Annotated in this window: 30 protein-coding genes; 23 read left to right on the top strand and 7 right to left on the bottom strand. The window is 71.6% G+C overall.

Annotated elements, in window-relative coordinates; all coding sequences use genetic code 11:
* Positions 1–10 precede the first annotated feature (10 nt).
* The 19 genes from A949_RS0128570 (at position 11) to A949_RS0128480 (ending at position 14,691) form a co-directional block, all read left to right on the top strand.
* Entirely contained in the window at positions 11–679 is a 669-nt protein-coding gene (locus tag A949_RS0128570) for a hypothetical protein (RefSeq protein WP_019359479.1), read from the top strand.
* A gap of 82 nt (positions 680–761) precedes the next feature.
* A complete protein-coding gene (locus A949_RS35795) occupies positions 762–1,211 on the top strand; it encodes a hypothetical protein (RefSeq protein WP_019359478.1) in 450 nt (149 codons plus the stop codon).
* 260 nt (positions 1,212–1,471) lie between these two features.
* Positions 1,472–1,981, top strand: coding sequence for a hypothetical protein (locus A949_RS0128560; RefSeq protein WP_019359477.1), 510 nt, complete (start codon positions 1,472–1,474; stop codon positions 1,979–1,981).
* Positions 1,982–2,013: 32 nt separating this feature from the next.
* Positions 2,014–2,511, top strand: coding sequence for a hypothetical protein (locus A949_RS0128555; RefSeq protein WP_019359476.1), 498 nt, complete (start codon positions 2,014–2,016; stop codon positions 2,509–2,511).
* Between the two features lie 59 nt (positions 2,512–2,570).
* Positions 2,571–2,924: a hypothetical protein gene (locus A949_RS0128550; protein WP_019359475.1), complete on the top strand. Its 354-nt coding sequence runs from the start codon at positions 2,571–2,573 to the stop codon at positions 2,922–2,924.
* A 587-nt stretch (positions 2,925–3,511) separates the two neighbouring features.
* Positions 3,512–5,308, top strand: a complete 1,797-nt coding sequence (locus tag A949_RS0128545) for a type IV secretory system conjugative DNA transfer family protein (protein ID WP_019359474.1) — start codon at positions 3,512–3,514, stop codon at positions 5,306–5,308.
* Positions 5,309–5,395: 87 nt separating this feature from the next.
* Positions 5,396–5,620, top strand: a complete 225-nt coding sequence (locus A949_RS37375; RefSeq protein ID WP_019359473.1) for a hypothetical protein — start codon at positions 5,396–5,398, stop codon at positions 5,618–5,620.
* Positions 5,617–6,789: a DnaB-like helicase N-terminal domain-containing protein gene (locus tag A949_RS0128535; RefSeq protein ID WP_019359472.1), complete on the top strand. Its 1,173-nt coding sequence runs from the start codon at positions 5,617–5,619 to the stop codon at positions 6,787–6,789. The genes A949_RS37375 and A949_RS0128535 overlap by 4 nt, the downstream gene beginning before the upstream one ends.
* Positions 6,786–7,136: a hypothetical protein gene (locus A949_RS0128530; RefSeq protein ID WP_019359471.1), complete on the top strand. Its 351-nt coding sequence runs from the start codon at positions 6,786–6,788 to the stop codon at positions 7,134–7,136. The genes A949_RS0128535 and A949_RS0128530 overlap by 4 nt, the downstream gene beginning before the upstream one ends.
* A 325-nt stretch (positions 7,137–7,461) precedes the next feature.
* Positions 7,462–8,082 (top strand): hypothetical protein, encoded by a 621-nt coding sequence (locus A949_RS0128525; RefSeq protein ID WP_019359470.1) that lies wholly within the window; start codon positions 7,462–7,464, stop codon positions 8,080–8,082.
* Complete coding sequence (locus tag A949_RS38760) at positions 8,072–8,368, top strand: DNA cytosine methyltransferase (RefSeq protein ID WP_202803216.1); 297 nt, start codon at positions 8,072–8,074, stop codon at positions 8,366–8,368. Before A949_RS0128525 ends, A949_RS38760 begins: the two co-directional genes overlap by 11 nt.
* Positions 8,355–9,233: a DNA cytosine methyltransferase gene (locus A949_RS38635; RefSeq protein ID WP_337463736.1), complete on the top strand. Its 879-nt coding sequence runs from the start codon at positions 8,355–8,357 to the stop codon at positions 9,231–9,233. The genes A949_RS38760 and A949_RS38635 overlap by 14 nt, the downstream gene beginning before the upstream one ends.
* A 94-nt stretch (positions 9,234–9,327) precedes the next feature.
* Positions 9,328–9,921 (top strand): DUF4913 domain-containing protein, encoded by a 594-nt coding sequence (locus A949_RS0128510; RefSeq protein WP_019359469.1) that lies wholly within the window; start codon positions 9,328–9,330, stop codon positions 9,919–9,921.
* Complete coding sequence (locus A949_RS0128505) at positions 9,918–10,697, top strand: hypothetical protein (RefSeq protein WP_019359468.1); 780 nt, start codon at positions 9,918–9,920, stop codon at positions 10,695–10,697. The genes A949_RS0128510 and A949_RS0128505 overlap by 4 nt, the downstream gene beginning before the upstream one ends.
* Positions 10,694–11,158, top strand: coding sequence for a hypothetical protein (locus tag A949_RS0128500; protein WP_019359467.1), 465 nt, complete (start codon positions 10,694–10,696; stop codon positions 11,156–11,158). The genes A949_RS0128505 and A949_RS0128500 overlap by 4 nt, the downstream gene beginning before the upstream one ends.
* Before the next feature lie 28 nt (positions 11,159–11,186).
* Positions 11,187–12,113, top strand: coding sequence for a DUF317 domain-containing protein (locus A949_RS0128495; protein ID WP_019359466.1), 927 nt, complete (start codon positions 11,187–11,189; stop codon positions 12,111–12,113).
* A gap of 77 nt (positions 12,114–12,190) precedes the next feature.
* Positions 12,191–12,919 (top strand): hypothetical protein, encoded by a 729-nt coding sequence (locus tag A949_RS0128490; RefSeq protein ID WP_237735932.1) that lies wholly within the window; start codon positions 12,191–12,193, stop codon positions 12,917–12,919.
* Positions 12,920–13,013: 94 nt separating this feature from the next.
* Entirely contained in the window at positions 13,014–13,835 is an 822-nt protein-coding gene (locus A949_RS0128485) for a DUF317 domain-containing protein (protein ID WP_019359464.1), read from the top strand.
* Between the two features lie 34 nt (positions 13,836–13,869).
* Positions 13,870–14,691, top strand: a complete 822-nt coding sequence (locus A949_RS0128480; protein WP_019359463.1) for a DUF317 domain-containing protein — start codon at positions 13,870–13,872, stop codon at positions 14,689–14,691.
* Positions 14,692–14,714: 23 nt separating this feature from the next.
* Here the strand turns inward: A949_RS0128480 and A949_RS38335 are convergent, their stop codons facing one another.
* A complete protein-coding gene (locus A949_RS38335) occupies positions 14,715–14,897 on the bottom strand; it encodes a hypothetical protein (RefSeq protein WP_158687649.1) in 183 nt (60 codons plus the stop codon).
* Positions 14,898–15,103: 206 nt separating this feature from the next.
* Here A949_RS38335 and A949_RS0128475 point away from each other — a divergent pair, with 206 nt between their 5' ends.
* The 4 genes from A949_RS0128475 (at position 15,104) to A949_RS0128465 (ending at position 16,434) form a co-directional block, all read left to right on the top strand.
* Positions 15,104–15,457 carry a DUF317 domain-containing protein gene (locus A949_RS0128475; protein WP_019359462.1) on the top strand — a complete coding sequence of 118 codons (354 nt, stop codon included), beginning with the start codon at positions 15,104–15,106 and terminating at the stop codon, positions 15,455–15,457.
* Between the two features lie 50 nt (positions 15,458–15,507).
* Positions 15,508–15,729, top strand: a complete 222-nt coding sequence (locus tag A949_RS0128470; protein WP_019359461.1) for a hypothetical protein — start codon at positions 15,508–15,510, stop codon at positions 15,727–15,729.
* 91 nt (positions 15,730–15,820) lie between these two features.
* On the top strand, positions 15,821–16,021 hold the full coding sequence (locus A949_RS38330; protein ID WP_158687648.1) for a hypothetical protein: 201 nt from the start codon (positions 15,821–15,823) through the stop codon (positions 16,019–16,021).
* Between the two features lie 110 nt (positions 16,022–16,131).
* Entirely contained in the window at positions 16,132–16,434 is a 303-nt protein-coding gene (locus A949_RS0128465; protein ID WP_158687647.1) for an esterase, read from the top strand.
* A 417-nt stretch (positions 16,435–16,851) separates the two neighbouring features.
* On the opposite strand, the gene A949_RS0128455 is transcribed toward A949_RS0128465, so the two are convergent.
* From A949_RS0128455 to A949_RS0128430, 6 genes are all read right to left on the bottom strand, one after another.
* On the bottom strand, positions 16,852–17,265 hold the full coding sequence (locus A949_RS0128455) for a hypothetical protein (protein WP_019359458.1): 414 nt from the start codon (positions 17,263–17,265) through the stop codon (positions 16,852–16,854).
* A 77-nt stretch (positions 17,266–17,342) separates the two neighbouring features.
* On the bottom strand, positions 17,343–19,079 hold the full coding sequence (locus A949_RS0128450; RefSeq protein WP_026005119.1) for a relaxase/mobilization nuclease domain-containing protein: 1,737 nt from the start codon (positions 19,077–19,079) through the stop codon (positions 17,343–17,345).
* Between the two features lie 5 nt (positions 19,080–19,084).
* Positions 19,085–19,489 (bottom strand): plasmid mobilization relaxosome protein MobC, encoded by a 405-nt coding sequence (mobC, locus tag A949_RS38630; protein ID WP_019359456.1) that lies wholly within the window; start codon positions 19,487–19,489, stop codon positions 19,085–19,087.
* 218 nt (positions 19,490–19,707) lie between these two features.
* On the bottom strand, positions 19,708–19,932 hold the full coding sequence (locus A949_RS0128440; RefSeq protein WP_019359455.1) for a hypothetical protein: 225 nt from the start codon (positions 19,930–19,932) through the stop codon (positions 19,708–19,710).
* A 171-nt stretch (positions 19,933–20,103) separates the two neighbouring features.
* Positions 20,104–21,102, bottom strand: a complete 999-nt coding sequence (locus tag A949_RS0128435) for a DUF2637 domain-containing protein (RefSeq protein ID WP_019359454.1) — start codon at positions 21,100–21,102, stop codon at positions 20,104–20,106.
* The gene (locus A949_RS0128430) at positions 21,099–21,650 is read right to left on the bottom strand and encodes a WhiB family transcriptional regulator (protein WP_019359453.1); all 552 of its coding nucleotides are present in this window, start codon (positions 21,648–21,650) and stop codon (positions 21,099–21,101) included. Before A949_RS0128430 ends, A949_RS0128435 begins: the two co-directional genes overlap by 4 nt.
* Positions 21,651–21,744: the final 94 nt, after the last annotated feature.

The raw sequence follows: 21,744 nt of genomic DNA, 5'->3' as shown, positions 1-21,744 counted from the left end.
GGAGCACACGATGCCGCTCGACCCGACCACCCGCGAGTCACTCCTCGCCGCGATCCCCGAGGCCGCCGCCCGAGGGCGCAAGGCACTGGAGAACTGGGACGCCGTCTCCGACAGCCTCTGCGACGCCAACCACGAGCCCCTCGATGAACGGTACAACACCCGCCAGCACCAGCGGGACGCCGAAGCCTGGACCGCCTTCGAGCCCTTCCTCGACCACGGGCCCGAACTGCTCGCCCAAGCCGAGGAGGACTTCCGCGCCCTCCACCACGACTATGCGAATCCCGACTTCGAGACCATCCGCCGGCGCAGGTCGCAGCTCACCGCTCTGCACGAGGCAGTCGAAGGGGGCCGCCGAGAGCGCGCTGCCTGGGAGTACGCGGAAGAGATGGTCCTCCACGACCACCCCAAGAGCGCCGAGTTCCGGCACAGGTCGGAGATCCTGCGCAACGCCGAGGGCTGGCACTACGCGCTCACCTTCGCTGACAACGCCGACGTCCTGGTCGAGATCGACCAGGCAACCCGCGCGCGTGCAGGCGCCGCTCGCGGCCGGACGGCACAGGCCGAGGCCGCCCGCGCTCGCTCCACCACCACAGTCGCACCCACCGTCTCACCGACCGCGCCGCCCGGTCCTTCGACGCCCGCGCCGCCCGGTCCCGAGAGGGGGCACCGGCCGCGCTAGCGGAAATCTCCGGCACCGCCAAATCCCGCTGCGGGACGGATCCTCGCCACCCGCACGTCCCCGACCCTGCGAGGTGCATCTCGTGGCGGAAGCTCCGCACATAACCATCGGCCACCACCCGGATGCCGGCGTCCTGGCCGCCCCCTCCCACGATCACCACGTCACCGAACACCTCCTGCGCAGGGTCGGCTTCGAACCCCTCCCCGACAGCCGCCTCTACGCGCTGACCGAGCCCGGTCGCGATCCGGCACGCCGCACCCAGCTCGCGGTCCAGTCACTGCGGGCCGCACGCCAAAACGTCAGCGCCGATGCCGCCTACGACCTCCACCCCGGCGAGCGTCCGCCGCCGCCCGGCGGGCCGCCGAAGGAGCCGCCCCTGGCTGCGGCCTCCGCCCAGCAGCGACGGGCCCAGGCGGCAACCGCTGTCTCGCCCGCACGCACGGGCCCCGCTGCCGCGCAGGTCGGCCCACTGACCGAGAGCACGTACCGGCCCAGCCCGGCTGTGGCCCGGCAGCCCGCGCACCACCGCTAGGAGAAACGTTCCTGTGCCCCTGCAGCTTGAGCCCGATGTGGCCTTCGGTGCCACCCCCGAATTCGGTATCGCCGCTGCCGTCGCCGATGACCGGCCCTTCCTCGACGAGGTCCTGCGCAAGCACCACTTCGCGTACGACACCAGGCTGGATGTGTATCTGCTGCCGTCCGGTATCCCTCACAACACAGCCGTCGAAGCGGTCGCCGCCGCCACGCGAGTTTCAAAATGCGGGGCTGTCGGTCGCCGCCGATCCCCGCGCCGTGGTACCACCAGACCGGGAGGGGCCCCCATCCCGTTCCAGCCAACCGTCGGCCACGCTGGACGACCACGAGGCCCGCGAGCTGCGCGAGGCCGCCGGGCTCGCCGAAGTCGTCCGCGGCAAGCTGGACGAGGGACTGGCCCCGCTCGCAGACCTGAACGACCTCGTCGACACCGCCACCAAGTGGTGCGACCGCCTCGGCTCGGACCGAGGCGGTGATATGGCCCGGCACCTGCGCGGCCTCAAGCACCTGGTCACGGCCGTCAACGACCACGTCATGGTCGCCTTGATGGAGCTGGAGGACATGAGCCGGGGCGTGTTCAGGAACGCGCCCTCCAGGACCGACACAGCGCTTCCTGAACCGCAGCAGGAGCCGCCGGAGCACCACGCGGCCCGCTCCCGCGCTGCCACCGCCTCCTCACCTCAATGCCCCGGGTCCACACCAAAATCGGCCCTCTCCCAGTCGGCTTCTCCGGCTCAGCCGGGGCCCGGCAACCGCCACATCCGCTGAACACACCCATCGATCTGTAAGGAGCCTGCTCCATGCCCGTGCAGAAGATCTGGTCCGTCGACCACGCCTGCGGCCACTCCATCGATGTCGACCTCTCGGAGCGTCCCGCCGACCGGCGTGCCGGCTATGCCCGCTGGCTCGCCTCCCGTGACTGCTCTGAGTGCTGGCGTGCCTCGAAGGACGCGGACTCCGAGTCCAAGGCCGAGTGGCTGGCGAACAAGCGCGCCGATGAGGCGGAAGCGGCGGAGACCTGGGCCGAGCAGTACCGGATGCCGTCCCTGGATGGCAGCGAGCGCGCGGTCGGCTGGGCATCCCGCTGCCGCCACCAGCTCGTGACCGCCGCCTACACCGCGCTGGTCACCGAAGGCGGGATGGACGAGAGCGAGTGGCAGGCCATCGAGGAGGCTGTCCGGCCACTGACCCGGGCCGGGTGGTGGATCGACAACCGCGAGGCCGACCCGTCGGACCTGCCCGAACTGCTGGAGGCCGCCAGCGGCACCGACCGCCCCACCGAGAACCCGCGCTTGTGAGTCCTTCCGCACCGCCTCTCTCCCCGCCATACCTGAACCCACCCACAGGAGGTTGGCTCATGTCCCGTCTGACCCGCTCCAAGAACCACGTACTCAACTTCTTCCGGGATGTCGCCGACGTGTTCGCCGACGACGTCGACATCTACCGCAAGCCGGGCTCCAGCGCCGTCCTGGCCAACTGCCACAACGAAGACACCGAGGCGATCCTCACGAGCTGCGGCTTCGACCAGCCGGGGGATGGATGGCGCCACTTCCACCTGCCGCAGCACCTGACGGAGGCGGAGAAGCAGGCCCGCGCCACCCGGGCCGCCTTCCATCTGATGAAGGCCCGCTATGCGGTGGACCTGCACTGGTCGCTCCTGTGCCCCACCACCCAGGACTCCTTCCTCAACCCGCGCCACGGCGCGGCCTGAGCCTCTGCCCACATACCTGCCGCAAAGGGAGCCCGCATGCCGCCCGATCCCATCCGCACACCCACCCACCCGCACGGCCGGTGCACCGCAGGGCACCAGGTCCTCGCGCTGACCGACCGCCTCGGCGGCGCCGAGACCTACCACGAGGCTGCCGAGGCGACCGAGCACATGCTGGACGAAGCAGACGGCGTGCTCGCACGGCTCGGCCAGTTCTTCGAGGCCGCCGCCGAAGAGTGCAGGGCGTCCGGGGCCGACGAGGGCTTCGAACTGGCCTGCCGGTTCGAGGACGCTGCCGCCACGCTCACCGATCTCAGCGACGAGCTGCACGGCGCCAGCGACCAGATGCGGTCGCTCGGCCCGCCCCCGGACCCACGCTGGCAGGCCCAGGTCGCCCGCTACTACGCCACCACCCCACAACGTCCCGGCCCCGCGAGCTCGACCCCCACCATGTCCGGGCCGCCCGCCCCGCCGGTCCATCCCGAGCACGCCCCGCCACCACCGCTAGGAGCCGATTTCGTGACCGCCGCCAGAGCCTTCCTCTCCCTCCGCGCCTTCCTTGCCGCTCCCGCACGTTTCTGGATCTTGTCTTGTCTGATGCGCGTACCAGGACGCCCTCGACCACCACCGGTACGGACGTCCTGCTTTATCTCCTGCTCGGCGTCGCCGCCCTCGGTATCGGCGGCGGCAGCCTGGCCTGGCTGTTCGGCAACCTCGCCAACTCCGCCTTGGGTTCCGGTCCGTGGGCCCCGCTCGAACCGGTCCAGTCCCTCTTCCACCCCGAGACCCTGTGGCCCCACCTCGATCGGCCCGCCCTGTTCACCGGCTGCTACGCCGTCCCCGCCGTGCTCCTGCTCACGGCCGCCGTCGGTGGCACGAAGCTGTGGCTGCGCTTCCGCACCACCACGCGGGGTCTCGCTAACCACCGTGATCTTGGTGGCCTGCTGCCGAAGAAGGCCGCCGCCAAGGCCACCGGTCTGCGCCCCAGTCTTAAGGACACGAAGCCGGCGGACATCGCTCCCGATGACCGTGGGGTGCTGCTCGGCTCGCTGAAGCCCGGCTCGGCGGAGGTCCGCTCCTCTTGGGAGGACGTCCTCCTGGCCATCATGGCGCCCCGCTCCGGCAAGACCTCCGGCCTCGCGATCCCCGCGATCCTGCGCGCTCCCGGCGCGGTGCTGCTGACGTCCAACAAGGCGGCCAACGACGCGTTCACCGCGACGCTCGATGAGCGCGCCCGGGTGGGCACCGTGTGGACGCTGGATCCTCAGCAGATCGCGCACGCCGAGCAAACGATGTGGTGGGACATCCTCGCAGGCGCCCACGACCTGACCGGGGCCCGCCGCCTGGCGCAGCACTTCGTCACCGCCTCCATCGACGAGTCCAGCGCCGGGGACTTCTGGTCGACGGCCGCCGCCAACACGTTGACGGCTTTGTTCCTGGCGGCGGCGCGGGGCGGGCGGCCGGTCACGGAGGTGACCGCCTGGCTCGCCTCCCCCGCCGACCGCACCCCGATCGACCTGCTCACCGATGCCGGCTTGGACGCCGTCGCTGCCCAGCTCCAGGGCACCGTCGCCGGAGCCGTCGAAACACGCGACGGCATCTTCGAGAACGCGCGGCAGTACGCGAGCTGCCTGCTCGACCCGCGCATCGCCGCCTGGGTCACCCCGCCCCGCAGCACGTCGAAGCTGCGGGAGTTCAAGCCGGAGGAGTTCTCCTCCAGCCGTGACACGCTCTATCTGCTCTCCAAGGACGGCGGCGGGTCGGCCTCGGCGATCATCGCGGCGGCTGCCGACGCGGTGATGCGGGCGGCCGTCATCCAGGCCGAGCGCGACGGCGGACGCCTCGACCCACCCCTGCTGGCGATCTTGGATGAAGCAGCGAACGTGTGCAAGATCCAGGACCTGCCCGACCTGTACTCCCACCTGGGCAGCCGCGGGGTCATCCCCATCACGATCCTGCAGTCCTACCGGCAGGGCCAGCGAGTATGGGGCGAGACCGGAATGGATGCCCTGTGGAGCGCGGCGACGATCAAGCTCATCGGCTCCGGCATCGATGACGCCGACTTCGCCGACAAGCTCTCCCGCCTCGCGGGTGACCACGACGTGCAGACCCTCTCGGTCTCCAAAAGCGACTCCGGCCAGTCCTCCTCCGTGTCCATGCGGCAAGAACGCGTACTCCCGCCCGACGCGATCCGCGCCCTGCCGAAGGGCAGTGCGCTGTTGCTGGCGACCGGGGTACGCCCTGCGCTGCTGGATCTCAAGCCCTGGTACCGCGAGCCGGACACCGACCGCCTCGGCGCCGCCTCGATGCAGGCCACCGCCGCCATCACCGAGCGCGCCCTGGCCAAGGACCGGCCCGGCCGGGACAGTTACGGACCGGCCGCATGACCGCCGTACCCCGCAGCACCCCGACGAGACGAACGGGCATCGCCAGCACGCCCGTCCGCCCGACCTCTCCACCTGTCGAGGTGCCCGATGACCGAACCCTCCTGGGACACCATCCGTCCGTCCGAGCAACTGGCCGATACCCCCGCCGTCCGCAGGGACGGACGCTGGTGGCTGGTGGCCCCCAACGGAGCCATCCCCGCCAACGATCCCGCGCTCGCCCGTGCACTCGACTCCCTGGCAGCCGACATGGATGCCGCGAACCGCGCCGCCGCCCACTTCGGCATCGACGAGCGCGACCAGGGGCTGGGGTGACGCCGCTGCTGCAGGCCGAGCAGGCCGTCCTGGGCGGAGTGCTGCTGGAGCCGCGCCAGCTCGGGCGCCTGGCCGGTTGGCTGCGCCCCGAGCACTTCTACCGGCCCGCACATTCCGCGCTCTACGCCGCGATGCTCACCCTCCGTGAAAGCGGCCACCCTGCGACGAAGCTCGCGCCCAACGTGCCGGTCCCTCTTGCCTGGCTGAACGACATACGCGGGGAGGCGAGTGCCCATACGCGTGGCGTGACCCACGCCTACGTCCACTCGCTGGTCTCCGCCTGTCCGCGTCCTGCGCACGTGCCGGTCTACGGGCGGATGGTGCTGGAGGGCGCCATCCACCGCAGCGTCACCCAGCACGCCGCCCGCCTGCACGAGACCGCCCGCGGCAACGGCGTCAGCGAGACCCTGCACCGCGCGCAGGTGCTGCACGACGTACTCGACGACCTCGCACACCGCTGGGGCTTCGAACCCCGGCCCGTGGAGCCGAACACCGCCGTCGCCGAACTGACAGCCTCGGCTCCGGCGGGGCAGGTCGCCGAGCGGGTGCTGGCCGACGAGGCGTTCCTCCTCGGCGCGCTCACCGCCCACCCCGAGCAGCTCTCCCGGATGGCCAGCTGGCTCCGTCCCGGTGACTTCGCCGACCCCGGCCACCGGAAGGTCTACCGGGCGCTGGGGGCGTTGCGGCACCGGGGCGAGCCGGTGGACGAGCTGACGGTGCTGTGGGAGTGCCAGCGCCGAGGCGCCCTCACGGATGGCGCGCTCGATGCCGAGCGCGTGCGCCTCATCTGCCACGTTCCCGTCGCGGGAACGGCCGACTACTTCAGCGAGCAGGTCCTCGACTCCTCCCTGTTGCGCACCGCCGCCACCTCCGCACGGCAGGTCCGCGCCCTGGCCGACGACGACTCCCTCGCGCCCGGCCAACTCATCAGCCATGCCCTGCACGCCCTCACGCCACTCGGCGAGGTCCGCCGTCGTCGGGCCGCAGCCGATGCCGGCCCCAGGCCGGAGGCAGCCACGACGCAACCAACGGGCCCGCCACCTCCGGCTCGGGCCGCCGCCGCACGGGCGCGCAGCACCGTGCCCCGCGCCCAGGACAAGGGGCCTCCGAGTGCGGCTGCGCCCTCTCCCACGCCCTCTGCACGACGTTCCCGAAGGAGTTCCCCGTGACAGACCCGGCCGAGCGCACCAAGTCCGAGCAGGCCCAGCTCGTGCTCGTAGCCGAAAGGATGGAACGGCTCCGCGCAAGCATCACCGTGCCCTCCTCTCCCACAGATCAGCCGGACCTGATCGGATCCTCCGAACAACTGGCTTTCCTCACCAGTCTCGTGCGGGACCTGTCCGACGAAGTCCTCTACCGCTCCGTCGCGGCGGTGCCCCGAGCAGGCCTCGGTCAGGTCATACGCGCTTACACGGACGCGGCCGTGCAGGCGGGAGAGGCCATCTCCCACTACACCGTCGCCTACTCCGAACTGGGCTTTCAGCACCGCTACGAGGCCGCGTCGGTCCGGACCTGAATGACGCACGTGAGTATTCGGTCGCCTCCTTGCAGGACAGTCGCAAGTGGGCCCGCGACTGCCTCGACGACGGCGCCCAGCGCCTGCGGGCGTCGAGGACCTCGATACCACTCCTCCCCTGGCCGGGACCGCCCGCACTCGACCGACGCAGCAGGTCAGCGCCCACACTCGCGCACCGGCATCCGCTCCCGCACCACCCCACGTCGCCCCCGCACAAGGAACGAGGCGAACGCCGTGACCCCGTCGCGCCTCCAGACAGCCGCACGCCATGAGAGAACCGCCAGCTCCCCCGCCCCTTCCTCAACGTACCCGCAGGAGTCGCTCCATGAACGGCCACGACCATCAGGCGGAGACCGAGCGGCAGCACATGCTGCGCCGGGCCGAGGAACTGAGCCGCAAGCGCGGCGAGTTCCCCCTCCCCCACACCCCGGACGATCTACCCGACCTGACCAACGCCTCTACTCATCTGGCCGACCTCGCCTCCCTCGTGCAGGACCTCTCGGCGGAAGTGCGCGTGCACTCCACAGACGGCCATCCAGACCCCGGCCTCGACGCCGTCCTCGGCGCCTGGGCCAGGGCAGCCGGACACCTCAGCGAAGCCGTAGGCCATTACGGAGCCGCCTTCCGCCAGCTCGGCTTCCTGCACGCCCACTCCCGCACCCGCGAGCACGCGGCTCTGCGCGACGGGCGGCAGGCGGCGTTCGCTCTCGCCCAGCAGCACATCGCCGACACCCGCGAGGGCCTCTCCTCCGCGCGCGCGTCCATGCCGAACGGCGCCGCCGCCCTCCTGGAGGACGCGGAAGCATCGTCCGTCTCCCGGGCGGCCCGCGCCCGGCCCGCCCAAGCCGACCACGCTCGCGACCAGGCGGTGGCCGAGGCAGAAGCGCCTGCGAAGGCTCCCGCCCAGCAGTCCTCCCACATACCCGGGCCCGTGCGTGGGCGATGACGCGGCGGCCGGTAACTCCGGCCTGCTGATCGGGAGCCTGTGCTCCGGCTACGGCGGCCTGGACCTGGGCGTCCAGGCCGCCCTCGGCGGCACCCTCGCCTGGCACGCCGAGACCGACCCCGGCGCCAGCCGCATCCTCGCCCGCCACTGGCCCCGCGTGCCCAACCTCGGCAACATCACCACCACCAACTGGGCCGATGTGCCGAGGGTTTGTGTCCTGACCGCCGGTTTCCCCTGTCAAAGACGTCTCGGTCGCCGGACGCCGTGCCGGCCTGCTGGAAGGTAACCGTTCCGGGCTGTGGCACCACGTGGTGCGTGCCATCGACGCCCTCGACCCCTGCCTGGTGGTGATCGAAAACGTACGAGGACTTCTCACCTCACCCGCCACTACCACTGGCGACCTGGAACAGTGCCCGTGGTGTCTGGGAAACCCCACAGGCCGGCCTGCTGAGCGGGCACTCGGTGCCGTACTCGGATCCCTGGCCGACCTCCGGCGTGATGCGCGCTGGTGCGTGCTACGCGCCTCCGATGTCGGCGCCCCACACCGAAGGGAACGGCTCTTCCTGGTCGCCTGGCGACGAGGGGCCGTTGCTGAAGACGCCGACCAGCAACATCGCTTCCAACGGCGGCAGCCAGCACCCGGTCAAACGGAAGGAAGGGGGACATGGTCCGAATCTCGCGGACGAGGTCGAGTGGCTGCTGCCGACCCCGAAGGCATCCGACGGCATCAAGGGCTCACCCGGCCAGCGCCACGGCAACGGCGACCTGACGCTCCCCTCGGCGGCGGCGCAACTGAGCCGCCGAGCTACCGCAGTCCGTCTTCCGGCGAACCCGCCCCCCACCCTCTTCGATACCTCGGCACTGACGAAGAAGTCCCCCGGGAATGGGGGCGGTACAGCGACGCCATCGCCCGGTGGGAGAGCCTCACCCGACCGGCACCGCCGCCGACCGATACAGCGGGCCGTCTCTCGCCGCGGTTCGTGGAGTGGATGCAGGGCCTTGAGGACGGCTGGGTGACCGCCACTCCCGGACTGGGGCGCCCCGCCCAACTCACGGCGCTGGGCAACGGTGTCGTACCGCATCAGGCACTCCGGGCGGTTCGGCTCCTCACACCGCCCGCGACCATCTGCCGCCATCGCCGGGGTGCCTGAGCCGCCCCTTCTACACCTGGTTTCCCGGCCGGGCCAAACCCTCGTTTTTCCGGATGCTCGACGCTCCAACACCCGAGCGACGAAGGGAATGTCGATGTTGGAGCCCCGCGACGAGAACGAGCCGGTGCGGATACCGGACCACAACCTGGATGACCTCGTCTCCACGGTCAGTGGCCTGGTCGCCGAGACCCGCAAGCAGGGCGAGACCCTCGCCCGTCTCACCGACGAGCAACCGCCCGGGCCCGCCGACGAGGCGGAAGGGCCCGGCCGGGGGCCCGCCACAACTCCAAGCGGCGCGGATGGCCCGGCCGAGGCCTCTTCTGTGTTCATCCTGGCGATGGCCGGCCAGGCGTATGCCGAGGAACTGGCGGCGCTGAAGGTGTGGGTGGAGGACCTGCTGCTGCCGGTCTACGGACGCGAGATCACCTCCACCCGCCCCTGGTGTCCGCAGTGGACCGAGCACCCCGAGGCCGTCGCCCGGCTGCACGCGCTGTGGCTGGCCTGGCAGCAGTTCACGGGCACCGACGCCGGGCTCGCCGGGCCCTCGCTGTGGCATCGCGATCATCTCGATCCGGGCCTGATGCAACTGCGTGCGCCGGACGGACCGTTCAGCGCGTGCACCACCAGCCCGTCCCGGCCCAACCATCGTCTACTGGCCGCTCCGGCGGCTTACGAGGTGGCTGCGTGACGGGCCCGGACTACCAGATCGACGGCTTCGTACCTGCCTCCGCCCTCGTCGAGGAGGACTTCCACGCCGCGACGCTCTCCGCCGACATGCACACCGAGCTGGCCTCGCACCACACCAAGGGCAACACCTTTCTGCTGCTCTACGACAGCGCTGCCGTCTGGGACGTTCCCGGTACGGCCGAGTACGTCGGGATGCGCGTTCAGCGTGATCTGTTCGAGGGCACCTTCGCCTTCGAACACGTCCGGCAGCCCACAGTTCCGATCACGCAGAACTGGCTCATCTCCCGTGGCTGTCCGCCCGACGCGATCGAGGTGAGTGCCGTGCCCGGTCCGAGCCCGGCCGATGGGCTCACCTCCCGGCTGGAGCACATGCTGCGCGCCAACCCGGACGGCCGGTACACGCTGCTGGACCACCACACGCACAACCCCTGCAGCTTCAACGAGGGCATCGAGGTCAGTGCCCTCGTCCACGACGGCCACCCGGACTCCGCCGAGCGGCCCTACCGGCTCTTCCTGGAAGAGACCACGCCGTCCCTCGCCACGTACACCGTGCGCGAGGGGGCGTTCAACAGCGCCGAGGCGGCCGACGCGTGGCTGCAGGACCGGGTCACACCGCTGCCCACGGCCCCCGCGCCCACGGGCAGCACCGTTGACCGGCGTGCCGCCGCTGCCCTCATCCGGACCACGACCAGCGCCACGGCCGGCACGCAACTGCCCCTGCCGGGGTTCGCTGCGGCGCACGGCACGGTTCATGCCCGTTCGAGGGGGCTCTCGTGAGCGCCCGTTATGCCTTCGCCGCGCACCCCGAAGCCCTCGCCGATCTGCGCGATGCGCCGGAGAAGATCCGAGACCTGGCGCTGCTGGAGCTGCAGCACCTGGTGCACGGCAATGAACGCGGAGCCGCGCTGCAGCGGGAGCTTGCGGGCTGCCACAAGGTCTACGTCGACCCCCACACACGGTGGCGGATGGTCATCCAGTACCGCGACGCCCCCGCCGCGTCCCAGCACAAGCGGGAAATCTACCTGCTGTCCGTCGGTGAACGGCAGGACCACGCCGCCTACAACGCCGCAGCCCGGCGCCTGCAACGCGACCACCAACAGACGGATGGCGACCCGCACGTGCGCCGGGCCCACGCCGCCCGTGCCCGCTCCGCCCACGCCCCCGGCCGCCGTACCGAACCTGCCGCACCGGCCCCGGATGCATCCGCGCCGCAACAGCGTCCGCGGCGCGTGCGCTGACCGACTTCCTCGAAACGGAACGCTTTTCATGTCTGATCAGCCAGAGGGCGAGCGCTGGCGCGAGTACCGAGTCACCCCGCGCTACCTCGCCGGATCCGGCATCTTCGGAGACCCTGCCTTCGCACCGGTCAGCCACTGGCCCCGCCACGACCCCGACGACGACAATCTCTGCCAACTTCTACACACCAGCCCTGACGGCCGGATCAGGATCGGCTGGTTCGGCGACGACTACGACCCCGTCAAGGTCACCGCGGCCGAGGATGCGGTCGGTCCCGTCCGCTGGACGGCCCTCTTCAACCAGAACTTTCCACCGGAGATCACCGCCGGTTTCACCAGTGCGCTGGCGCGGGACTGGGAACCGGACGGGGAGCACTTCCTCGCGCGGCCATCGATCTACTGGGCCGACAGCGTCGAGCCGCTGCTCGACGCGGGGTGGGAGAGGCTGCGGGCCTCCGAGCCCGGCACGGTGGAACTGCGGGCACCCGATGGGCAGGCCGGGGCCTGGATCGACACCCGCAGTTACGGCCGCGAGGACGAGACCGTGATGCTGTGGGCCGGGCCGAAGGGATACCTCACCCGAGCCGAGGCAACCTTCAGCTCCGACACCCCCAGCCACCTCATCGCCGCCACCGCCGCCGCACTGAACGACCCCACGCACGTCGTACGCGAGCGCCACATGATCCACCGGGACATCGAGCAGCTCGTCCACCTCGAACCGGTCACCGCCCGCGCCCAGCCGCGAACGGGCGCTCCAACCCCGCTGGACGCGAAGCACGCGGCCGTCTCCGCCGCCCTCCACCGCGCCGCGCACAGCGACCCCGGCGCCAGGCGTGCCCAGGCCGCCCGTATCCGCACGACACACCCTGGGCCCCGGCCGAGCGCGACACCCGCCGCCCCGGCGGCCCGCGCCGACGCCTTCGCCACCGCGCGGACGGCTTCCCGCCCGCGGCGCTGAACTCACTTCGGAGAACCACCATGCACACCCCCACTCCCGACACCGCCCCCGCGAACCGGATCCATCACGCCGTTGGCGTGCTCGCACCGTTGTGGACCTCCTGGACACTGGAGACCCTCCGCGAACATGGGCCGCTGCGCGCCCCTCAGCTCAGGTCCGCCATGCCCTGGCTGAACACGGCCACCCTTCACCAGGTCCTGCTGCGCATGCGCGCCAGCGACCTGCTCGCCAGGCCCGAACGCGACTGCTACGCGGCCTCGACTCTGGGGCAGGACGCGCGCCCCGTCCACCGGACCCTGGCCTCCTGGCACGCCCGGCACTTCGATGTGGGCAACGCCTGGAGGCGGCCGGACCGGGTCGAGGACGCGCTGTCCCGGCTGCGCGGCAAGGGCCCCGTCGACGTACTCACCGCGCTGGAAGAACACGGGCCTCTGCGGCCGGGCGCGCTGTGCTCGGCCACGGGGCTGGCGACCGGGTCCTTTCACTACCGCACCCAGCAGCTCCTCGACGATGGGCTCATCACGCGCCTCGGCTCCGACCAGCGCTTCGCCTACTCCCTGGCTCCCGCCGCACGAGGGCTCGCCCCGGTGTTCGTGGAGCTGCGCGACTTCGGCCGTCTCAGCGAGACCGCCGCAGCCGCCGAGCATGCCAACGAGCGCTCTGCCGTGGCGAGTCGGGCACACGCGGCCCGCCGGCACTCTCCCGCCGCACCGAGGGCGACCGGGCTGTTCTCGCATCCGGACCAGCCACCGCCGCGCGAGCCGGCCTACGTCACCGCGCTCTCCCACCCGGCCCGCCCGCGGTGACCCGCGCGCTCAGCCACAGAAGACCTGCCCGCAACGGCACCCGCCCCGGCCCGTCGCGGCCGGGCGCGGGCGCCCGTGCCCCACCGGATACCCGATGCCGCACCGCACCACCGTCAGCGAAGACGTGCTCGTCGGACCCCGCTACCTCGCCGGAACCACCGGCACCGACCCCATCGCGCCCCTCCTGGACGCCGCCCCAGGGTGGAGCCGCGCACTCGTCGGTCCCGATCCGTACTACGCCAGCTCCTGCCAACGCCTCCGCGCCGCCCGGCGGGACGGCGAGTGGACCTTCACCTACGCCTACGACCCGCTCGGCATCCCGGACTGGTCCGCGCACTTCGACCGCACCACCCCCGACGAAGTCCTCGCCGCCTTCACCGAGCGGCTCATCGACGGCCTGGACACCTACTTCGCCGACTACCTGTCCGGCGGGCCGCTCCACACCGGGCAGACCCCCGCCAGCGTCTTCGCCGAGCACGGCTGGGAGCCCGCGCGAGGCACCCAGCCCTGGCGCACCCTCGCCCCGGACGAGCACGCCGCCTTCCACATCCGCACCGGCTACGTCGATGACCCCGACGAGCTGCGTCGCCGGGGGGCCGCCACATGGAAGATCACCGCCGGCCCTGACCCGGCCTCCCGGCCCACCTGGGCAGCGCACTTCACCGGCCACACCCCTCAGCCGCTGATGAACGCCGCCGCCCTTGCCGTGGCCGACCCCGAACCCGTCGCGCGCCCGGCGCACCGCGTCCCCGAGGGCCATCGCGATCTCGTCGGCCTGCGGCCCACAACGCACTCCGCACGCGCAGCGGCAGCCCTGGCGCGTGGCCGCATCTCCGCAGCCACGCAGCCCACCCCTGCAAGTCCTCCGCCGCCCTCGGCCGCTCCCACACCCTCGCGAACAGCCCGAACCCGCTGAGACCAACCCGCCCATCCCGAAAAGGAGTTACTCCATGCCCGAACCCGACCCCGACATCACCGCGCTCGTCTCGCCCGTCTACCTCGCAGGGGAAAGCTCCCCCGTGCCCGCGCTCTCTCCTCTCATGGACGCGGGCTTCCGTCAGGAGGTCGACACGAAGGGCAATGTCCAGCTCACCTCATCTGGAGGACGCCACCACGTCGAATACATGCCGAACGGGCTGACCCACGCCCTGTGGGGGATCGCCGAAGCCCCCGACCGGTACACCCCGCCCACCTGGCAGGCGACCTTCACCACCGGCACGCCGCCCGAAGTCGTCGCTGCCTTCGCCACGGCCCTCACCCAGGACGGAGGCCCGAGGCCGAGCGGACCGCGACCCCGGGCCGATGACGTGCTCCGGCCCCTGGCCGATGCCGGCTGGCGACGCCGCGAGAACGAATGGGAGATCGACTTCACCTCCCCAGATCACCTGACAACGGTCCGCTACGACACCACCCCCGGCCACCCCCTCGACGCCGACTACGAGCCCTGGCTCGTCTACGGGGCACGCAACCTCGGCCACGGCCACGACTGGTACGGCGCCTTCACCACCCACACCCCGACCCGTCTCGTCACCGCCGTCGCCACACGGATGGGCAGCCCTGAGCCGGTCCCGCGCACCAACACCGAAACCCTGCACCCCGAAGCCACCGTCACCAACAGGGCGGCGCGCTCATCCACGCCCACCGATATCCCTCGGGCCTCGGCCGCCCGCAGCCGTACCCACGCCACCGCAGGGGACTCGCGGCCCCAGCCGAGCGCGATGCCAACTCCCCTGGCTCAGGCCGCCAGCGCCCGGCCACGCCGCCGCAGGTGACGCTCCCGCGCCTCCCGGACAGGTCATCCCCCTCCGGGGGGTTTACCCGCCGACGAGTCTGGCGGTCGGGGACGGCCGAGGGTCTCGGCCAGTTCCTCGACCGTCACCTCGATCCGTCCGCCGCGCGCCGCCCGAGCCCGTCCCACCGACGCCGCCTCGGCATCGTCGAGGCTCTCGCCGAACCGACGCTGCTCGTCCGCGTCCACGCGCTGCCCCTCCTTCTTCATCAGGTCGCCCCCAGTCAGCCCGCGGGGGCGACCGATTCATTCCCGAACGAGGAGCCCATCTGGACCTTCCTGGGCCGAGTTCGCCTGCGGCAGACACCAACCCGGCCCACGGACTGGAATGACGGCCCGATTCCAAGTCAACGTACGGACGGCTCGAAAACCCCAGGTCAACGAAGGGATTCCTCGTGACGTCCAACGCTCTTACACCCGCTCGCCCCGACTCTGCCGAGCGCGAGTGGCTGCTCGAATGCCACTGCGCGGATCCCGTCCTGCGGCTGCTGGACAACTGCGGCTGGACCACGGTCGACGACCCCCAGGCCAACGTCTACTGCGCCAGCCCCGACCGCCGCGTCTTCGTCGGGTTCCTGCCCGAGAGCCCGGAGGCCACCTTCGGCGAGCTGTGGCACATCAGCGTTCACGGCCCCGACGGCCGCCGCGCCTGGGGCACCACCTTCGACCACGACGTCCCCGCGCACGCCGTCGCCGGATTCCTCGCCGCGCTCATCGCCTACCCCGGCTGGTATTGCGACTGCATCTGACGCTCACGGCACGGCCAGCTCGCTGCTACATCCCACCCCACGGAGGTCTCGTGTCCCGCACGCTCACGGTCGGGCAACTGATCCACCAGTTGCAGACCCTCGACCACGACCAGCCGGTCTTCCTCGCCATCAACCCCGACTGGCCCTTCGCCCACCGCATCAGCCACGTCATCACCGTGCCCGACGGACCCGCCACCGTGGTCTACATCGCGGAGAACGGCCAGGAGGGCTATCTCCCCTCGGCCGTCCGTACCGAACTGGCCTGGTCCTGAACTTGCACCGAGGGCCCGTGACGCGGCGCAACCCGCCTTCTAACGGGCCCTCGGTGGCACCGGCAACTTCGTAGACGAACAAGGAGGTCCCGTGAGCGGCATGCTCGGCAAAACGGTCCCCGGGCACGAAGGACCCTGCGTCCGCGCAGGCCAAGGCTGCACCTGCTACTACTACCCGGACGAGAACGGCACCCGTACGCGCTCCGGGGCACAAAAGCGGAGGCGGCGTATCGCCCGCCGCCGCGAGCAACGCTTCTGGCGAACCGACTTCGATGCCCCGGAGCGCGCGTGAACGCCGGGCGACTTCCTCGTGCACCGGAGCCGGAACCGGGAGTGGAGCAGTGCTCGTTGCTGGCCGACGTCGCCCCGAGCCCCATGCCCGCATGGGCACGGGGCGCCCTCGTGAAGCACGCTCACGCCGATGCAAAAGCGCCGGTCCGGGTGTGCTGGCTGCTGCACGGAGCCGGTGCACCAGACGGCTGCGTGTTGCTGAGCTGGTATCCGAGGACCGATGGCACGACGGAAGTGGAGGCCCGTCTCGGCCTTGCAGGCGGCGAGGTGACGCTGGCCGCGTGGCCTTCGCTCTGCGGCGACTGGGCCCGCGTCGTGCACCCCACCCTGCATGAAGTCCTCGGCCTTCATGCAGCGATGTCCCTGGCGAAGGACGCGCTCCGCCTCGCCAACGCTCTGCTCGACTCACGCTGACGCCATTTACGACGACGAGGCGGAAGTGGCCTCCAACGCCTCGATGACGGCAAGCGCCTCGGTGCGCTTGTCGGGATCGACGCGGGCCAGGTGCCACAGCAGATCCACCGCCTGCTGCCGAGTCCCGTCGTCCCGGTCAGTTCGCCGAGCCTCGGACTGCGCGGCGGTCCGGACCGTCGCAGTGTCCGGGAGGTCGCGAAGGTCGAGGCCCCCGTGGTGGTTCCCAGCGATCTGGATCGCTGACGTGACGCTCGCGCCGCCCCGACGTAGTTGGTGTTCCGGGACCGGTAACTCGCCCGGTGCTCAGTGCTGTTGTAGATGCCCTGCTTGCCTACGTCCTCCATACTTGCAACGTATGACACCCCTCTGCGCATATGCCAGCGGTCTAAGCTGGCGGATCTGTACCCGTCGCCAGTGTTACCCGTACGTTCCAGCGTTGAGGTCATCGGGGAGATAGGTGCCGGCCAGCGTGCCGTCGTATCCGGCGTCCCGTACGACGGCGTCGAGGCTGGGGTACTTTTGGCCGCCTTTGCCTGCCATGGCCTGGTAGTCGGCGCGGGTCAGCTCGGGCTCGTGCCATTCGTGGGCGCAGCGGCAGCGGAGGAAGATCTGGTTGCGGCGATCGCAGATGACCATCCAGTCGCGGCGGGCGCCGCACTTCGCGCACATCACGGTGATGCCCGTGACGGTGATCGGGTCCGGGTGGGTGGTGGTGTATGTCCAGATGGAGTCGTCCGGCTCGCTCGCTTCTTGCAGTCGCAGCAACGGGTCGTCGCCGAACGCCGTCTCCGGGAGGATGGTTCTGGAGTGCTGGAGTTCTTCGGTGGTCATGCGCATCGGCTCCTTGTGTTCCTCTGACCAGCCCTAACAGGGCAGGTCGGCCTCGTCCAGCCCTTTGCGCCGGGCCTTCAGCGCCTTCGCCGCCGGTGCTCGGGAGCGGCGGGGTTCTGTGGCGTCGGGGTGGCGGCGTGTGTCCGTCCCGGCTCGGGCTGTTGTTTCGTGGCGCGAGTGCCAGCGCGAGGCTGTGACGGGTCCGCGGGGAGCCGACCGAGGCGCCGCAGGCGCCAGACCAGGACGTCGGTGACGCTCTCGGCGGTGTTCAGCTCGCGCCATTCGACGGCCTCGTGGAGCAGGGCTTCGGGATCGTGCCCGGCGCGCTCGGCCTGATCGAGGGTGGCGACCAGCGCGTCCCATCCGCCCTCGCGGCGAAGACTGCCGATGCGGCCGGGAAGGGCGGCTTCGACCGTGCCGGTATGACGGGTCCGTACGCGCTCGGGCAAGCGGCGACCTTGCGCACGCATCGCGCGCATGGGCGAGGCCGCGGCGGTGCGGTAGGCGGATCGGAGCTGGTCGGCTGCCTGCCGGGCTGCGGCTGCTTGCTGATGGTGCCGGCGGGCAGCGTGCCAGCGGGCGGCCGCGAGGGTGGCCAGGACCAGGGTGGACAAGAGCATGGCGGTCGCGCCGCCGTCCTCGCCTCGGCCCAGGGCGTTGCCGGCCTGGATGATGCCGCGCGCGGCGGAGCGAACGGCTCGGTCGTCAGCGCGTTCGGCGCGGGTGTGCCATCGGGTGGCGCGTTCGAAGGCGCGGGCGGCTTCGGTCGCCTGCTGCCGGGTGGAGGCCGGAGAGGTCTGGGCGACGGCGTCGAGGACTTCGCCGAGCCCGGAGAGCTGCGCGGCAGCCTCGGCTTCGTCGCCGTCGGTGTAGGCCGTGGTGATGCGCTCCACGATGCCGGTGGCGTCGCGGCGGGCTCGCGCCGGCCCGTCACGCTGGCGCGGGCGGCTGTCGGCGGTCGGGACGACAGCATCTTCCGGGCTGCCGAGGCGCATGCGGATCTTGGGGAGGGAGAGGTCGGGAGCCAGACGGGAGCCGGGAAACCAGACCGGCTCGCCCCCGCGATTGCGGTCACCGGGCAGGGCGACCTTGTACCCGAGTACGTCGCCGGAGGGGGCGAACCGTCGGTCGATCCGGACTCCGGCCTCGGCCAGCCGGTCGAAGAACTCCGCTTCGTCGGCAGCGCCCGACATGGCCTGACGGACGTGGTCGCGCAGAAGTTCACGGGCGGTGGCGGTACGGCCCGCGCGTTCGGCCTTGGCGCGCTCGGCGCTGGTGGGCCGCTTCGCGGCAGTGCCGTCGCCGGGGTTGAGCCGGCGCAGGCCGAAGTCCTTCTCGATCTGGCGGCATTCGGCCTGGGCGCGGTTGTAGTCGTCGTGCCGCCGTGGGGAGCGGCCGTCCTCGCGTTTGAGGGTGGCGACGATGTGAATGTGGTCGTCCGCATGGCGCACTGCGATCCAGCGGCAGGCTTGGGCGTCTCCTTCTTCAGCGATGCCGGTCGCGTGGACGACGCGACGAGCGACCTCGGCCCACTCGGCATCCGAGAGATGCCGGTCGCCGGGGTCAGCACGGACGGGGCAGTGCCACACGTGCCGCTTCGGGCGACGGTGTTCCCGCACGGCCTGCACCGGCAGGTCGAGGCGCTCCTGCAACTGCTTGAGCGTGACCTGCGGATCGCGGCCCGGGTCGGGGGCCAGCTCCGGCTGCCAGGAGGCGACCAAGTGCGGGTCGAGGTGCTCGTCGTGGCGGCCGGGCCCGTAGAGGTAGGCGAGCAGGCCGTAGGTCCGGCCGCCGAGGGAGATGTCGGGCACCACGGCGGTCAACGCTTCGCGATCTCGGTGGCGGCGGCCTCGACGCGGGCGGCGGCCCGCAGCACGCGAGCGAGGGCGTCTTCGACGTACGGGGCCTCGCCGCCGCTGTTGAGCGCGCGGGCTACTTGGTTGAGGTTGTTGCCGACGCGGGCGAGCTGGGCGGAGGCACCCATCAGCTCCTCGACGAGAGTGCGCTGGGCCATCAGCCAGGTCTGCGGACCGTCCTGGGCGCGGGCGACGGCGACCGCGGCGTCGGCGAGGAACCCGGCGACCCGCAGGCCCATCGCTTCGGCAGCGCGTTGGACATCGGTGAGTTCGTCGGCGGTCAGGCGGACGCTGCGCACGCGGTCGCGCTGCTGGGACTGGCGCAGGCGCGGGCGCATGCGCGTCTCGACGACGGCGCTCGGCGGCATCTCCCCCGTCGGCTGCGATCCGCCCTCGGTCGCAGCCTGGTCCGGCGCCCCCGGGTGCCGGACCTCCCCCGCCCCTGTGGGGGCGGGGGCATGCCCTTGTGAAACTCCCTCGACGGCCCCGCCGTCGAGGGAGTTTCGCAAGGTATAGCTTGCTCGGCCTCGCGCCGGCTGGTCGTACGTGTGCCCCTCGGACGGGGTGGCCGGGGTGTTCCGGTGCGTCATCGGGCGCCGTCTCCGGCTTCGACGCGGACGTCGCGCAGCACGGCGGCGATGTAGTCGAGGGCGAGGACGGGGTGGTGCAGCGTGTGTGGGGCGCTCGACGGTGTCCGCCACACGGTCCAGGTCTCTTCGGGGCCGGATTCTGCCCGGTGCACGTGGCCGTGGGCGCGCAGGACGGCGAGCCACACGTCGATCTCCTCGGTGGTCGGCGGGGTGGTACGCACTGGGGTCTCCCATTTGGAAGCGGTAGGGATGGAGGGGCCGTGGGGTGACCGGGTGGGGCGGACACCCTGCTGCCGGTGTCCGGGCGGCCGGATGACCGGTGTCCGGGCCCGGCCGGGTGACCGGTGTCCGGAGTGACCGAGCGGGGTGTCCGCCGGGTGGGTTCGTGGCGGTCAGCCGGTGGAGCGGAGTGTCCTGTTGCCCGCTTCGGTGCGGAGCTGCTGCATCAGCTCGGTCAGCCGGTCGTTGGACAGCGGGAGGCCCTGGCCCCGGATGGCGTCGGCGACCACCTGGCGGGTCAGCTTCCCGGCCTCGGACACCGCGCGGCGGGCGATCGGCAGCAGGTCCTCGGTCTCACCGGGGGCGGACGGGGAGCCCGTTTCCGCATCGTCGGTGCCCGCCGACGGGCCCTGGGTGGGCGTCCCAGGCGGGGCGGGGTGACCGGATCTGGCCTCCGGCCCTTCGTCGAGGTCGGCGTCGCGCCCGTGGTGCTCTGGCGCGTCGTCGAACGGAGTGACCGGTGCGGCTGCGTAGGCGGTGACCGGCTGGCGAGTGTCCGCAGGGCGCTCGGTGGCCCCGGCGGACAGTGCGGAGGGCTGCTGGCCGGAGACCGGTCGGACAGTGTCCGGGCTCTCCGCCGTGCCCCGGCCGGACCAGCTGTCCGCGGGGGCCGCGGTGACCCGCTCGGTACGAACGACCGAGGTGTCCGCACCGGCCGTGTCCGGGTGTCCGGGCTGTGCGGCTCGGCGGGCGATGAGGATGTAGAGGTGGACGGCTCCGGCCAGGGCCAGCGGGGCGAGTGTGGACAGCACGCCGACCGCGACGTCCCCGAGCTGGAGACCGCCACCGCTCGGGGCCCGGTCGTTGAGGCGGACGGCATGCAGGGCGTTGGCCCAGATGCTCGCGGCGGTGGCGATACCGAACAGGGCCCACACGTAGCAGCGGGCGCCGAGGGAGGCGCTGCGCATCACCAGCACCGCGCGGACGCCGTAGCCGATGAAGCCGTCGATGACGAAGGGGAAGAGGTAGGTGAGCAGTCCCCGGATGTGGATGGCGACGGCCATCTGCTGCAGCGCGTCGTAGGACAGCGCGCACCCGGCGGCGCCGAGGGTGACGATGGCGGCGCGGTCCCAGCCGGTTATGCGCACCGGTGTCGCATCGGTGTGGGTCACGCGGCCGTCCCGAGGTCGTCGCGGGCGGCCTGGGCCGTGGCCAGGGTCTGGTCGCTGCTGGTGTCGTTGACGGCGCGGTTGCGGGTCTCGCGGCGCAGCTCGCGGTAGCGCTTCTTCGCGTGCTCTTCGGTGATCTTCAGCAGGCGGGCGAGGTGCCCGGCCGGGACGCCGTTCTGGTACGCGGTGCGCGTGACCGCGCGGCGTTCGGCATCGGTGAGGTGGATGTCGTCCCCGGCCAGGGTGGCGTTGACGCGGGCGTAGTCGAGGCGCAGGTGGAGCTTGCTGTGCAGGGGTTCGCGTTCCTCCTCGGTCATCCCGCCCCGGATGCCCTCGCGATCCCCCGCCTCTAGGGCGGCGTCCAGGCAGGTCCGGCGGACTGGGCACTGGGCGCACAGGGCCTTGGCAGCGTGGATGCGGTCCATCTCGTCCGGCTCGGGGAAGAAGATCTCCGGGTCGACCGGGTTGGTCGTGGTGGACAGGCAGGCGGCCTGGTTGTGCCAGGTGTGGTCGCCGAGGGTGCGCGGCTCGGCGGTGTGGGTGTGGTGCATGGGGAGTGTCTCCGATCGGCCCCGGGCGCGTTCGGGCAGGCGCGGCCCGGGGGTTGGTGCGTGAAGGGAGGCGGACCGTTGGTCGCGCGGAGCA

Source organism: Streptomyces sp. AA1529, assembly GCF_000280905.1.
In the GTDB taxonomy this organism is placed as follows: Bacteria; Actinomycetota; Actinomycetes; order Streptomycetales; family Streptomycetaceae; genus Streptomyces.
This window is presented reverse-complemented; position numbering and strand designations above follow the sequence as displayed.